Annotated in this window: 12 protein-coding genes and 1 tRNA gene; 3 read left to right on the forward strand and 10 right to left on the reverse strand. The window is 63.2% G+C overall.

Features of this window, described 5'->3' with window-relative positions; genetic code table 11:
• Window position 1: 1 nt before the first annotated feature.
• Window positions 2–1,486, reverse strand: coding sequence for an Asp-tRNA(Asn)/Glu-tRNA(Gln) amidotransferase subunit GatA (gatA, locus tag C9E81_RS13845; protein WP_122112955.1), 1,485 nt, complete (start codon window positions 1,484–1,486; stop codon window positions 2–4).
• Window positions 1,483–1,770, reverse strand: a complete 288-nt coding sequence (gatC, locus tag C9E81_RS13850) for an Asp-tRNA(Asn)/Glu-tRNA(Gln) amidotransferase subunit GatC (protein WP_122112956.1) — start codon at window positions 1,768–1,770, stop codon at window positions 1,483–1,485. The genes gatA and gatC overlap by 4 nt, the downstream gene beginning before the upstream one ends.
• A gap of 85 nt (window positions 1,771–1,855) precedes the next feature.
• Here gatC and C9E81_RS13855 point away from each other — a divergent pair, with 85 nt between their 5' ends.
• Together C9E81_RS13855 and C9E81_RS13860 are read left to right on the forward strand one after the other, a co-directional pair.
• Window positions 1,856–2,806 (forward strand): AEC family transporter, encoded by a 951-nt coding sequence (locus tag C9E81_RS13855; RefSeq protein WP_166461915.1) that lies wholly within the window; start codon window positions 1,856–1,858, stop codon window positions 2,804–2,806.
• Window positions 2,807–2,919: 113 nt separating this feature from the next.
• Window positions 2,920–2,994 (forward strand) — tRNA-Glu (locus C9E81_RS13860).
• A 134-nt stretch (window positions 2,995–3,128) separates the two neighbouring features.
• On the opposite strand, the gene C9E81_RS13865 is transcribed toward C9E81_RS13860, so the two are convergent.
• The 8 genes from C9E81_RS13865 to pyrH all read right to left on the reverse strand — a co-directional run bounded on the left by C9E81_RS13865 (window position 3,129) and on the right by pyrH (window position 11,712).
• Window positions 3,129–3,812 carry an OmpH/Skp family outer membrane protein gene (locus C9E81_RS13865; protein WP_122112958.1) on the reverse strand — a complete coding sequence of 228 codons (684 nt, stop codon included), beginning with the start codon at window positions 3,810–3,812 and terminating at the stop codon, window positions 3,129–3,131.
• Window positions 3,812–6,112 (reverse strand): outer membrane protein assembly factor BamA, encoded by a 2,301-nt coding sequence (gene bamA, locus C9E81_RS13870; RefSeq protein ID WP_122112959.1) that lies wholly within the window; start codon window positions 6,110–6,112, stop codon window positions 3,812–3,814. Before bamA ends, C9E81_RS13865 begins: the two co-directional genes overlap by 1 nt.
• A gap of 102 nt (window positions 6,113–6,214) precedes the next feature.
• The gene (gene rseP, locus C9E81_RS13875) at window positions 6,215–7,546 is read right to left on the reverse strand and encodes an RIP metalloprotease RseP (protein WP_122112960.1); all 1,332 of its coding nucleotides are present in this window, start codon (window positions 7,544–7,546) and stop codon (window positions 6,215–6,217) included.
• Window positions 7,543–8,700, reverse strand: a complete 1,158-nt coding sequence (gene dxr / locus C9E81_RS13880; RefSeq protein ID WP_122112961.1) for a 1-deoxy-D-xylulose-5-phosphate reductoisomerase — start codon at window positions 8,698–8,700, stop codon at window positions 7,543–7,545. The genes rseP and dxr overlap by 4 nt, the downstream gene beginning before the upstream one ends.
• 3 nt (window positions 8,701–8,703) lie before the next feature.
• Window positions 8,704–9,555: a phosphatidate cytidylyltransferase gene (locus C9E81_RS13885; protein ID WP_122112962.1), complete on the reverse strand. Its 852-nt coding sequence runs from the start codon at window positions 9,553–9,555 to the stop codon at window positions 8,704–8,706.
• A complete protein-coding gene (gene uppS, locus C9E81_RS13890; protein WP_122112963.1) occupies window positions 9,552–10,286 on the reverse strand; it encodes a polyprenyl diphosphate synthase in 735 nt (244 codons plus the stop codon). Before uppS ends, C9E81_RS13885 begins: the two co-directional genes overlap by 4 nt.
• Window positions 10,287–10,292: 6 nt before the next feature.
• Complete coding sequence (frr, locus tag C9E81_RS13895; protein ID WP_122112964.1) at window positions 10,293–10,856, reverse strand: ribosome recycling factor; 564 nt, start codon at window positions 10,854–10,856, stop codon at window positions 10,293–10,295.
• A 121-nt stretch (window positions 10,857–10,977) separates the two neighbouring features.
• Window positions 10,978–11,712, reverse strand: a complete 735-nt coding sequence (gene pyrH / locus C9E81_RS13900; protein ID WP_122112965.1) for a UMP kinase — start codon at window positions 11,710–11,712, stop codon at window positions 10,978–10,980.
• Window positions 11,713–11,801: 89 nt separating this feature from the next.
• Between pyrH and miaA the strand changes: the two genes are divergently transcribed.
• Complete coding sequence (gene miaA, locus C9E81_RS13905; RefSeq protein ID WP_122112966.1) at window positions 11,802–12,701, forward strand: tRNA (adenosine(37)-N6)-dimethylallyltransferase MiaA; 900 nt, start codon at window positions 11,802–11,804, stop codon at window positions 12,699–12,701.
• Window positions 12,702–12,790: the final 89 nt, after the last annotated feature.

A 12,790-nucleotide genomic window follows, 5' to 3' on the forward strand; every position in this document is an offset into this window, starting at 1 on the left:
CCTACCACCAGCGTTCGGGCTTGGCCACAAATCCCGCCGCCCGTTCCAGAACCAATGCCTGATTGAGCAATTCGCCCTCTTCGAAGGCCCGCCCGATCAGTTGCAATCCGAGCGGCAGACCCTGTTTGTCCAGCCCCACCGGAACCGAGATCCCCGGCAGACCGGCAAGGTTCAGCGTCACGGTGAATACATCGTTGAGATACATCTGCACCGGATCGGCCTGGTCCATCGCCCCCAGGGGGAAAGCCGCCGAGGGCGTGGCGGGCGCGAGGATCGAGTCGATTCCCTGCGCATAGGCCTCGTCGAAATCGCGTTTGATCAATGCACGCACCTTGCGGGCGCGGTTGTAATAGGCATCGTAAAAACCCGCCGAGAGGACATAGGTGCCGATCATGATCCGGCGCTGCACCTCGGGGCCGAAACCCTCGGCGCGGGTCTTCTCGTACATCTCGGTAATGCCGTCGCCCTGCCCCAGTTTCGCGCGCCGCCCGTAGCGCACGCCATCGTAGCGGGCGAGATTCGAGGACGCCTCGGCGGGCGCGATCACGTAATAGGCAGGCAGCGCGTATTTCGTATGCGGCAGGCTGATATCGACGATCTCGGCCCCGGCGTCACGCAGCATGTCGGCACCTTTCTGCCACAGCAAGTCGATCTCGGCGGGCATGCCATCCACGCGGTATTCGCGCGGAATGCCGATCTTCTTGCCGCGGATATCGCCGGTCAGAGCCGCCTCGAAGTCGGGAACCGGGATATCGGCGCTGGTCGAATCCTTATCATCGACCGAGGCCATCACGCCCAGCATGATCGCCGCGTCGCGGACGGTCTTGGTCATCGGCCCGGCCTGATCGAGGCTGGAGGCATAGGCGATCACCCCCCAACGGCTGACCCGGCCATAGGTGGGGCGCAGGCCGACCGTGCCGGTGAAAGCCGCGGGCTGGCGGATCGAGCCGCCGGTATCCGTGCCGGTCGCCGCGATGCACAGATCGGCCGCAACCGCCGCAGCCGAGCCGCCCGATGACCCGCCCGGCGTCAATTCACGCCCATCCGCCGCCTTCCACGGGTTCACCGCGCGGCCATAGCAGCTGTTCTCATTGGCCGAGCCCATGGCGAATTCATCCATGTTCAGCTTGCCCAGCATGACCGCGCCCGCGTCCCACAAGTTCTGGGTCACGGTCGATTCATATTCGGGCCTGAACCCTTCGAGAATCCGGCTGGCAGCCTGAGACGGCACCCCCTTCACGCAGAACACGTCCTTGATGCCAATCGGGATCCCGGTCATCGGGGTGGCGTCACCCGACTTGATTCGCGTATCCGCTGCCCGCGCCATCTCGCGCGCCTTGTCGGGGGTGCCATGGACAACCGCATTCAGCGCCCCTGCCCCCTCGATCGCGGCGAGGCAGGCATCGGTCAGCTCAAGCGAGGTCACCTCGCCCTTGCGCAACGCGGCACCGGCCTCGGCAATGGTCAGCCTGTTCAGATCGCTCATTCCACCACCTTCGGCACAGCAAAGAAACCCTCGCGCGCATCGGGCGCATTCGACAGGATTTGTTCGGGCATACCGCCCGTGGTCACGACATCCTCGTGCCGCTTCAATCGCATCGGGGTGACGCCGGTCATCGGCTCTACGCCCTCGACATCGACCTCGTTCAACTGCTCCATGAATTGCAGAATGCCGCTCAGCTCTCGTGCAAGGGCCGGCAGCGCCTCGTCCTCGACCGCGATCCGCGCCAGATGCGCGACCTTGCGGGCCTCGTTTTCGGTGATCGACATGGCTTTCCCTTTCGTTGTCAGGCGGTTTACAAGCCTGCGCGCGGGGCTGCAAGAAGTCGCCGCAAAGCTATACACGGAGAACCGCATGCAAGCCGCCCTTGCGATCCTACCGGTTATCGCCCTTGTCGCATTGGGGCATCTCGCGCGCCGCTTCCGGATCATTGCGCCAGAAAACTGGCCGGGGGTCGAGCAGCTCGGCTTCAGGCTGCTGTTTCCCGCCATCCTGCTGACTTCGATCTATCGCTCGGAATTATCCCTTGGCGCGCTCGGCCCCTACGTTCTTGGGCTGTCGGTGGCCTTTGCCGCGACCGGACTTGTCGCGATCCTTACCCGCCGCCCGCTGCGATTGAGGAACCCGCGCTTTACATCAATGTTCCAGGGCTCGATGAGGTTCAACTCACTGCTGGTGCTGGCGGTCGCGGCAAACGGTCTGGGCCCTGCAGCGCTGAGCGATCTGGCCGTGGCCATGGCCTTTCTGATCCCGGTCTTCAACATCTCGTCGATCATCATGTTGGCATTGTTTCCTCCCGAAAACGATCATGCCCGGTTAACATCCAGCCGCCGCCAGACCTGGCGCCGGATCACCACCGAGATCGCACGCAACCCGCTGGTCCTCGGCTGCCTGGCCGGGCTGGTCCTGAATGTTACAGGGGTGACGTTACCCGATTGGGTACTGGCACCGCTCGACTGGCTGGGCCAGGGGGCCCTGGCGGTCGGGCTGCTGTCGGTCGGCGCCGGGATCGAGATCAGACGCCTGTGGCAAAGCGATCCCGCCATGTGGATCGGCGTTGCGATGAGGCTGGCGATGTGCCCGGCGCTGTTCCTGCTGATCGCGATGATGCTTGGCCTGCCATCGGACCAGATCGCCTCGGGGGTGCTGCTGACCGCGGCGCCCGCGGCCTCGGTCGGTTTCATCCTGGCTCGGCAGATGGGAGGCGATGCCGATTTTTACGCCGATATGTTCACCTGGCAAACGGTTCTTTCGGCTCTGACACTGTCGCTGTGGCTGATCCTGGTCGGCCATTCGGCGACATGAGCGGAGGCCGCGAAAAATTTGTCGATCGGCTGAACTTTTCCCCTTGCACCCGGCAGGATGCTCGCCTAAACACCGCTCCACGCCGCCGGGCAGCCTCGGCAGCGACAAAAGGTGGCCCGTTCGTCTATCGGTTAGGACGCCAGGTTTTCAACCTGGAAAGAGGGGTTCGATTCCCCTACGGGCTGCCATTCGTGCACGAAACCTCAGGCAAACCGAATCTCGGAAAATTACCGCCGGGTTTTGCGGTTTGCGGCTCTCTCTGTGTTCTGCGCAAGATCTGGTTATGCCAACCGGGCAACCGCTCGGCTTAACTAGAAGTGATCTAATTACCGCCGCGGTCTTGCTGCTGCCCCGCCGCTTCCTCGCCAGGTTGCGCTGCAGGGCCATCGCCGATGCGCGCATTCAGTTCGGCGATCAGTTCATCGGTGATGTCGATCGCATCGAGCGAGACGAACACCGTTCGACGGTCCAGCACTGCAACCGCACCACGGCGCTGCATGACCTCTCCCATGACCGGCAATGCCGCCTGATAGAAGGCATTGCGGTCCGCCTCGGCCTGAGCGTTGAGATCCTGCACGACCTGTGCCCGCTCCCTCCGGATCCTGGTGGCACGAGTGTCGAATGCCTCGGCAAGTTTCCGGAATTCGGCCGGATCTATCGTCTCGCGCTTGCGGGTCAGCTCCGTCTCTTCGTCGGATAGCTGCTTGGCAAGCCGTTCATTCTCGGCCTCGATCCTGCTGCCTTTTTCATCCAGTTCCGCAGCGGCCCGCTGTCCCCATGCCGATTCGGCGAACAGCCGGTCCTGGTCGACTGTCAGGACCGGCGCGGTCAGGTAATCCGGACCGTTTTCATCCGTCTGGATGGTCCGGTTGGGCAGTTGTTCGGCATTCGGCGCCTCGGGTGGCGCGAGTTCTTCGGTCAGTTCCTGCGCCTGCACCGCCGACCCGGCAAGCAGGCAGGCGCAAGCCAGCCAGATTGCCATAATCATGCGAAGCCAATGCAGCATCAGAACCTTGTCGAAATGGTCAGGTCGAAGCTCTGTTCCTCGTCATAGTCTTCCTTGCGCAGCGCCTTGGAAAAGTTGAAGCGCAAAGGTCCGATCGGGGTCGTCCAGAAGATCGAGGCACCGACAGAGGCACGGATATACATATCGTCATCCACCTCGCCTGCGGTCCCCGCCGTATTGTCGAGCCCCCAGATCGAGCCCACATCGGCAAACAGACCGCCGGTAATGCCGTATTCCTCTGGCAGGCCGAGGGGGAACTGCGCCTCGGCGCGGGCAGCCCAGAAATAGTTGCCGCCCAGACCGTCCTCGTTGTCCGAGGTCAGGTCACGCGGCCCGATCCCGTTGGGTTCGAAGCCACGGATCTTGCTGCCACCACGGAAACGGTCGAGAATCCAGGTCTCGTAATCGCCATAGGCATGCACGGCCCCCGCTTCGATCTCGGCCCGCAGGGTGACTTCCTCGCGCCAGGCATTGCTTTCGATTCCCGCCAGCGCGGTCGTCGTAATGCTTTTCACATCACCGCCCAGCCCGGCGAAATCTTGTGAAAACTCCAGCTTGTAGCTGGTCAGCGGGTCAAGCCCGGTTCTCCGGGTGTCCCAGCTATAAGTATAGCCAAGCCCCGAGCTCAGGCGCGTTCCCGACTCATCCTGCAGGATCTGGGAGCTTGCCTCGTCGATATTCTCAAGCTTGTCTTCCGCGATACGGTAGCGCAGCTCCAACCGCCCATTCGCCGAAACCGGGAACTCGATCGAAGGGGAGATCCCGATCGAGCGGGTATCGTAATCGGAATTGAGGCTTTCGGTCTCATTATACCAGGTATTGAACCGGAAGCGCAGATCGCGTCCCAGGAAATAGGGCTCGACGAAATTGAGCGATGCCTGCCTGTCATCCTCGCCCGTCGCGACGGTTACGCCGACCGTTTGCCCGCGTCCCAGGAAATTGGTCTCGTTCAGCGATACATTGACGCCCACGCCCGAGTTGACGCCATAAGACGCTCCGAAAGAAAGCGAACCGGTCGGCTGTTCCTCGACATTGACGTCGACGATGACCTGCTCCGAGCTGGTGCCGGGACGGCTGTCCACCTGCGCATCCGAGAAGTAACCCAGTGCCCGGATACGCTCTGCCGCATTGCGGATCTCGCGCGGGTTGAACGGGTCGCCCTCGACCACGGTGAATTCGCGGCGGATCACTTCGTCCCGCGTCGTGGTGTTACCCTCGATATCGATCCGCTCGACGAAGACGCGCGGACCACGGGTCAGCGCAAAGACCAGGTCCAGCGTCTGGTTCGAGGGGTTGCGTGTCACCCTCGGCTCGATATTGACGAAATTCAGCCCCTGCTGGATCGCCACGGTCTCCATCCGGCGGATGGTGTTGTCGATGGCGGCCGGGTTGTAGTAATCGCCGCGCCCGACGCGGTTCTGCGCCGCGAATGCCGAGGCATCGACACCCGGGATCTCGGACACGGTGTTGATGCTGGCAAAACGGTAGCGGGGGCCTTCCTGGATATTGAAGGTGATATAGAAAGCATCGCGTTCGCGGGCGATTTCAGGAGCGATCCCCTGCACCCTGAAATCGGCATAACCGCGCGAACGGTAGAAATCGGTCAGCAGCTTCTCGTCCAGCGGGATCCGCTCGGGCGAGAAGGTATCGCGGCGGATGAGAGTCCGCAGAAGACCGGCCTGCTTCGATTCCAGGACCTGGCGCAGGCGGCGATCGGAATAGGCGCGGTTGCCGGAAAAGCTGATCCGCTCGACTTCGGTCAGGTCGCCTTCGCGGATCTCGAAGACCAGATCGACACGATTGTCGCTGCGCCGGATGATCTTGGGATCGACGCGGGCGGCCAGACGCCCTTCCGCCGCATAGGCCTGCGCGATATGCGAGGCATCGGCCAGGGCCTGCGACGGCTCATAGACCCGGCGCGACTGGCTTTGCACGACCTGGGCCAGTTGATCGTCCTTGATCCGGCGGTTGCCTTCAAAGCTGATCTGGTTGATGGTCGGGTATTCGCTGACCCTGATGACCAGCAGCCCCCCCTGCGGAACGATCTCGACCGTTTCGAACAGGCCGGAATTCTGCAAACGCTGCAACGCGTCGTTCAGCTCTCCGGCCGAAATGTCCTGCCCGCGCGGAATATTGGCATAGGAAAGAACCGTGGCCGGATCGACCCTTTGCGTCCCTTCGATCTGCACATCGTTGAAGACATAGGCCGCAGCGGGTTGCGGCATCAACAGCCCCGCCGGGACCGAGATCGTCAGAGCCGCCACCAGCGCGACCGCGCCCTTGCCCAGTTTCCGTGTCATTGCCGCCCCTTTTGTCCAGCCTGCATTGGCGCCCTGTCGACGCATTCTTTTGGTCCTTTCTCTATCCTTAACCGGGGTGGCCTGTCAAAAGCGCATCGCGTCTCAGGGGCAGAAAAGATCGTTTGTGAGACCAAAAATCATCAAACCAAGCACCGCAGCCATGCCAATCGCAGTCAAAAGATTAAGCGCACGGTCCGAGGGCGGCCGCCCGGTCACGGCCTCGAACGCGTAGAACATCAGATGACCGCCATCGAGAACCGGGATCGGCAGCAGATTCAGGAACCCGATCGCCGCCGACAGCACCGCAATCCACCACAGGAAGCTGTCCGCCCCTGCACTGGCGGCATGTCCGGTGCTTTCGGCGATGGAAATCGCGCCACCCAGGTTGCAGCTGCCGATCTGGCCGGAGATCATCGCCCACAGCCCCGAAAGCGAAGATGCGATAATGTCCCAGGTCTGGACGATACCCAGCCACAGCGCCTCGAACGGTCCGGCATGCCTTGTCGCGGGCTCGAAATAGCTGGCGCCGCCGGTGATTCCGATCAGCCAGCGCCTTTCGAAACCGCCATCCGCCGAGGGGATATCCTGCTCCTTGGGCACAAGGCTGTAGCTGGCCGTACCGCCGTCCTGCCGCCATACTTCCAGCAAAAGCGGCTGACCCTGCGCCGCGGACACGATTTCCGGCATCTGCGAAAAGCGAGAGATCGGCTGACCGTCTATGCTGACGATCACATCCCCTGCCTTCAGTCCAGCATCGGCGGCAGCGCTGCGCGGTGCGACACCCGTGATCCTGGCGGGCATCGGGTCGGGGCCGGTTACGGTGATCTCAGAACCGTCACGTTCCACCCGCCAGTCATGCTGTTGCGCGATGGGCAGTTCCTCGGCCGCGCGCGAGATGTCCTGCCAGTTCTCGACCGGCAGGCCACCGATCGCCAGCACCCGGTCACCGGAGTGTAATTCGTTTACCACCTGCAGGGGGGCGGATGCGATCTCTCCCAGCCTGACATCCTGCGTGGGCAGCCCCTGCACGATCGCAAAGCCCGCAAAAATCAGGATCGACAGGATGAAGTTGAAGACCGGCCCGGCCAGCAATGTCGAGAACCGCGCCCAGAGCGGGGCGCCGGTCAGCGTCTGCCGTCGCAGGGCGGGGTCGACCTTCAGCCCGGGTCCGGCGCTTGCGGCATTGGCGTCGCCCAGAAAACGGACATAGCCGCCAAGGGGAATGGCCGCGATCTGCCAGACGGTTCCCCGCCGATCCCGGCGCGCCAACAGCCGCGGCCCGAACCCGACCGAGAAAACCTCGGCCCGGATGCCAGACCACCGGCCAACGATGTAATGCCCATATTCATGCACGGTGACGATGATGGCCAGAACGATGACAAAGGCGGCCAGCGTCCACAGGGTTCCCCCGAATTGTGGGATCAGTTCACTCATGCTGCGGCCTCCTGCCGGGCAATGCGGTCCCAGTGCAGGACCGTCTCCAGATCGGCGGGCGCATCGGCAAAGCCCGCCCGTCCCGACAGCGTCGACAGCGCCGCCTCGACCCGGGGCGCCATCTGTGCAAAGCCGATCCGCTGCGCAATGAAATCGTCAAGCGCCTGTTCCTTGGCCGCGTTGAACACCGCCCCGGCCATGCCCCCCGCTGCCATCACCTCGCGCGCCAGCCGCAGAGCGGGCCAGCGGATCTCGTCCGGTTCGCGGAAACTCAGGCTGCCGATCCGGGCGAGATCCAGCGCGGCCACCGGAAGCGGTGCGCGTTCGGGCCAGTTAAGCGCATAGCCGATGGCATGGCGCATGTCCGGCACCCCCAGATGGGCGATGGTTCCGCCATCGACATGGGTCACCATCGCATGAATGATCGATTCCGGATGGACAAGCACCTTGATCCGTTCGGGTTCCAGCCCGAAAAATTCATGCGTTTCTATGACTTCCATGGCCTTGTTGAACATCGAGGCGCTGTCGATGGTAATCCGTTGACCCATCGCCCAATTGGGATGGGTCGATGCCTCGGCCACCGTTGCAGCCTCCAGCCGTTCCAGGGGCCAGTCGCGAAACGCCCCGCCCGAGGCGGTGATGGTCACATGTTTGACACTATCGCGGGTTTCCGAGCCAAGCGCCTGAAATATGGCGGAATGTTCGGAATCCACCGGCAGGATTTTCGCGCTGCTTCGTGCCGCCGCTGCGCGCATCAGTGGGCCGGCACAAACCAGCGATTCCTTGTTCGCCAGCGCCAGCACGCCGCCCTGGGCCAGCGCGGTCAGGCCCGGTGCCAGCCCCGCCGCTCCGACGATCGCCGACAGGACCCAATCCGCCGGGCGCGCCGCTGCCTCGATCAATGCCGAAGGTCCGGCAGCCGCCTCGACGCCACTTCCCTCCAGCCTTGCACGCAGATCGCCCAGTAATGCCTCATCTGCAGTAACCGCGATCTCGGCCCGCAATTCCCGCGCCATGCGGGCCAGCCGGTCGATATTCCGCCCGGCGGTCAGCGCGACGACATGGAATGCCTCCGCCCCGCCCGCACGGCGGATCAGGTCGACCCCGTTGGTCCCGACCGATCCGGTCGCTCCGAAAATCGAAATTCGTCGCATATCTCAGTTAACCGCCGGTAGACTGATCAGAATTCCCAGCACCATTGCCGCAAGCACCGCCCCTGTCACCGCGTCGAACCGGTCCATGAATCCGCCATGTCCCGGAATCAGGTTCGAGCTGTCCTTGACCCCTGCCCGCCTCTTGAGCCAGCTTTCGGCGATGTCACCCATCTGACCGGCAAGACAGACCAGCGGCGAACACCAGATCAACGCCATATCGCCCCATTCCGCAAGCCATAGAACCGTGCCAAAAATCAGTGCGCCGATCCAGCCGGAAATCGTGCCCGACCAGGTTTTCTTGGGGCTGAGCGATGGCCAGAATTTCGGCCCGCCAATAATCCGGCCAAAGAAATATCCCGCCGTGTCCGAAATGATCACGATCCCCATCAGCCACAGCACGAAGCCCAGCCCGAATTCCTCACGAAAACCGACAAGGCCGTAAGCGACCAGCAGGATCGCGATGCCGAAAAGCGCATAGGTCCAGCGGTCGCGCGCCGCCGCGCCGGGCAGACCGGCAATGATCGGCAGCAACAGCAGCAGCCATGCGAAGGGATAGGAAATCATGAGTGCGGCAAATTGCGCCAGCCCCGCGATCAGCGCCAGCGCCATCGGGCGCGAGCGTCCGAAGGGACCAGCATGAAGGCGCGGGTAGCGCCAGCCGGTCATCGCCGCGAGCTCCCAGAACGTGATCGCCGAGATCACCGCCATACCCAATCGCAACCAGACGCCCGATGCGGCCGCCAGCAGCACGCCGAGGGCCAACAGAACCAGTGTGGAGGCGATCCGCCGCGAGAGATCGGCCCATCTACCCGGGGGAACCGGCGTTTTCGGTGCTATCGGCCCCTTTTCGTTCATACGCCCCCAAAGCGGCGCTCGCGCATGCCGTAGCGGTCCAGAATGGTTCCCAGATGCTCGGGCGTGAAATCGGGCCACATCGTCGGCGTGAACTCGTATTCGGCATAGGCGGCCTGCCAGGGCAGGAAATTCGAGGTCCGCGTCTCGCCCGAGGTCCGGATCACCAGGTCCGGATCGGGATGACCTGCGGTATCCAGGCAATCCGCCAGATCGTTCTCGCCCGGATCGGAAACCTCGCCCCGCGCGATCTTCTGCGCCAGCCGCCCGGCCGCGCGGGTCAGTTCGTCCCGGCCGCCGTAATTGATCGCCACCGTCAGGTTCAGCCGGGTATTGCCCGAGGTGCGCGTCTCGATAGAGGACATCAGCGCCCGCAGCTTGGGATCAAGCCGATCCCGCCCGCCGATGAACCGCAGCCGCACGCCCTCTGCGGACATACCCTCGGCCTCGCGCTCGATATAGCGGCGAAAAATCTTCATCAGGCCAAGCACTTCCTCGGTCGAGCGTTTCCAGTTCTCGGTCGAGAAGGCGTAAACCGTCAGCCAGTCCACCCCCAGCTCGGGGCAGGCGCGAACGATCTGCTTGACGCGCTCGGCGCCCCGGCGATGGCCAACCAGGCGCGGCCAGCCGCGCTCGGTCGCCCAACGGCCATTTCCATCCATGATGATGGCAACGTGACGCGGACGCCGATCCGCGCCCCCCGAAGTCATGGCCTGTGCGGCTTCAGCGGCCATGATCCCTCAAACCTGCATGATTTCGGCCTGCTTGGCCTCAAGCGCCTCGTCGACCCCGGCAATCATCTTGTCGGTCAGTTCCTGAACGGCCGTTTCCCAGAATTTCTGGTCATCCTCGGGCATGCCACTGGCCTTGCCCTTCTTGACCTGATCCATCCCGTCACGGCGCACATTGCGGATCGCGACCCGGGCGCTTTCGGCATATTGGGCGGCAACCTTGGTCAATTCGCGGCGCCGTTCCTCGTTCAGTTCCGGGATCGGCAGCATGATGATGGTGCCGTTGGTCTGCGGGTTGATGCCGAGGCCGCTTTCGCGGATCGCCTTCTCGACTTTGCCGACCATCGACTTGTCCCAGATGTTGATGGTGACCATGCGCGGCTCGGGCACGTTCACGGTGCCCAGCTGGTTGATCGGCGTCATCTGGCCATAGGCCTCGACCTGGACCGGCTCGACCATCGAGGCCGAAGCGCGGCCGGTGCGAAGCGACGCGAATTCATGGCGCAGGCTTTCCATCGCGCCCTTCATCCGCCGTTCCAGATCGTCTATGTCGATTTCGATGTCCTCTGCCATATTCGGACTGCCTCTGAATTGGATTTTCACCGCTTGTAACCGCAATATACAGGCTTGGCAAAGGCTTTACCCGCCGATCGGCGGGCATTTGACCGTCAGGAGATCATGGCGAAGGGCGGCCTCAGTTATGCACGCGCGTATAGGTGCCGTCGCCTTCCAGGATGGTGCGGAAACCGCCCGGTTCGTCCAGCGAAAAGACGATGATCGGAAGCCGGTTGTCACGCGCCAGCGCGATGGCCGAGGCATCCATCACCCCCAGATGTTTCTGCAGCACCTCGTCATAGGTCACGCTGGTATAGCGCTGCGCGTCGTCGTGTTTCTTGGGATCCTTGTCATAGACGCCATCGACCTTGGTTCCCTTGAAGATTGCCTCGCAGTTCATTTCGTTGGCGCGCAGCGTGGCGGCGGTATCGGTGGTGAAATAGGGATTGCCCGTTCCGGCGGCAAAGATCACGATCCGCTTCTTTTCCAGGTGCCGGATGGCGCGGCGGCGGATATATGGCTCGCAGACCTCATCCATCCGGATGGCGCTGATGACGCGGCAATGCAGACCCTTGGCCTCCAACGATGATTGCATCGCCAGCGCGTTCATTACCGTGGCCAGCATTCCCATATAGTCGGCCGTGGTGCGCTCCATCCCCTGGGCGCTGCCCTGCAATCCGCGGAAGATATTGCCGCCGCCGATGACCATGCAGACCTCGACGCCCATCTTGGCAACCGATTCGACCTCGTCTGCAATGCGGGCCACGGTGGGCGGATGCAGGCCATATCCCTGATCGCCCATCAGCGCCTCGCCCGAGATCTTCAGCATCACCCGGCCATATTGGGTGGGCGCAGAGCCCTCTCGATCAGTCATGTCCTGTCCTTCTCCTCGCCGGGCCGCCGCTTTCATTGCCGCGCAAAATGTCGCAAAAAGCAGGCAGGATCAACTACCCGGAACCATGCATGCAAGTCTCTGATCTCGCACAGATCGACCCGGGGCGCCACCTGCTGATCGCAGGACCGACCGCCAGCGGCAAATCGGCGCTGGCGCTGGCGGTCGCGCAGGCGCAGGGCGGGCTGATCGTGAATGCCGACGCGCTGCAAATCTGGTCCTGCTGGCGGGTTCTGACGGCACGCCCCTCCGAGACCGAGGCGGCGGCGGCCCCGCATGCGCTTTACGGGCATGTCACGCCGGATCGCGGCTATTCCGTCGGGGATTGGCTGCGCGAACTGGGCGGATTGCTGGACGGGCAACCGGAGCGCCGGCTGATCGTCGTGGGCGGCACCGGGCTTTACCTGACGGCATTGACGCGGGGACTGGCCTATGTGCCCCCCGTTCCCGCCGAGATTCGCGCGGCCGGCGACGCAATGCTGATTGACAAGGATGGACTGGCGCAAATGGTAAGCGAACTCGACCCGGCCAGCCGGCAGCGCCTCGACCTGCACAACCCGGCGCGTGTCCAACGCGCGTGGGAGGTCTTGCAGGCGACGGGGCGCGGGCTGGCATCGTGGCAGGCCGAAACGCCGCCGCCGCTGATCCCCGCCGCCGACTGCCAGCGGCTGGTGATGGAGGCCGACCGGGACTGGCTGGCCGACCGCATCGCCCGGCGCTTTCACATGATGATGGCCGGGGGCGCATTGGCGGAAGTGGAGGCAATGTTGCCCGAGTGGCAGCCCGGCAAGCAATGGGCACGGGCCATCGGAGCACCGGAACTGGTCGCGTATCTGCGGGGAGAAATGGATCTGCAGACCGCGACCGAGCGCGCCATCATTGCGACCCGGCAATATGCCAAATCGCAGCGGATATGGTTCAGGAACCGGATGAAAGATTGGCAAAGCTGGCCGGTCAAGCCCGACCGGTAACACGGGCAATCATGCGACATGGATGAATATTTTTTGGTTTCCCAGTTGTCGAGTGGCCAGAGTTAGGCGACAATTTACCCGGACAGTAT

Source organism: Paracoccus alkanivorans, from assembly GCF_003697785.1.
Classification (GTDB): domain Bacteria; phylum Pseudomonadota; class Alphaproteobacteria; order Rhodobacterales; family Rhodobacteraceae; genus Paracoccus; species Paracoccus alkanivorans.

What these genes read in the sequence shown, in the direction of transcription:
- gatA (WP_122112955.1), bottom strand. Translation starts at nt 1,486, where the DNA reads ATGAGCGATCTGAACAGGCTGACCATTGCCGAGGCCGGTGCCGCGTTG.
- gatC (WP_122112956.1), bottom strand. Translation starts at nt 1,770, where the DNA reads ATGTCGATCACCGAAAACGAGGCCCGCAAGGTCGCGCATCTGGCGCGG.
- C9E81_RS13855 (WP_166461915.1), top strand. Translation starts at nt 1,856, where the DNA reads ATGCAAGCCGCCCTTGCGATCCTACCGGTTATCGCCCTTGTCGCATTG.
- C9E81_RS13865 (WP_122112958.1), bottom strand. Translation starts at nt 3,812, where the DNA reads ATGCTGCATTGGCTTCGCATGATTATGGCAATCTGGCTGGCTTGCGCC.
- bamA (WP_122112959.1), bottom strand. Translation starts at nt 6,112, where the DNA reads ATGACACGGAAACTGGGCAAGGGCGCGGTCGCGCTGGTGGCGGCTCTG.
- rseP (WP_122112960.1), bottom strand. Translation starts at nt 7,546, where the DNA reads ATGAGTGAACTGATCCCACAATTCGGGGGAACCCTGTGGACGCTGGCC.
- dxr (WP_122112961.1), bottom strand. Translation starts at nt 8,700, where the DNA reads ATGCGACGAATTTCGATTTTCGGAGCGACCGGATCGGTCGGGACCAAC.
- C9E81_RS13885 (WP_122112962.1), bottom strand. Translation starts at nt 9,555, where the DNA reads ATGAACGAAAAGGGGCCGATAGCACCGAAAACGCCGGTTCCCCCGGGT.
- uppS (WP_122112963.1), bottom strand. Translation starts at nt 10,286, where the DNA reads ATGGCCGCTGAAGCCGCACAGGCCATGACTTCGGGGGGCGCGGATCGG.
- frr (WP_122112964.1), bottom strand. Translation starts at nt 10,856, where the DNA reads ATGGCAGAGGACATCGAAATCGACATAGACGATCTGGAACGGCGGATG.
- pyrH (WP_122112965.1), bottom strand. Translation starts at nt 11,712, where the DNA reads ATGACTGATCGAGAGGGCTCTGCGCCCACCCAATATGGCCGGGTGATG.
- miaA (WP_122112966.1), top strand. Translation starts at nt 11,802, where the DNA reads ATGCAAGTCTCTGATCTCGCACAGATCGACCCGGGGCGCCACCTGCTG.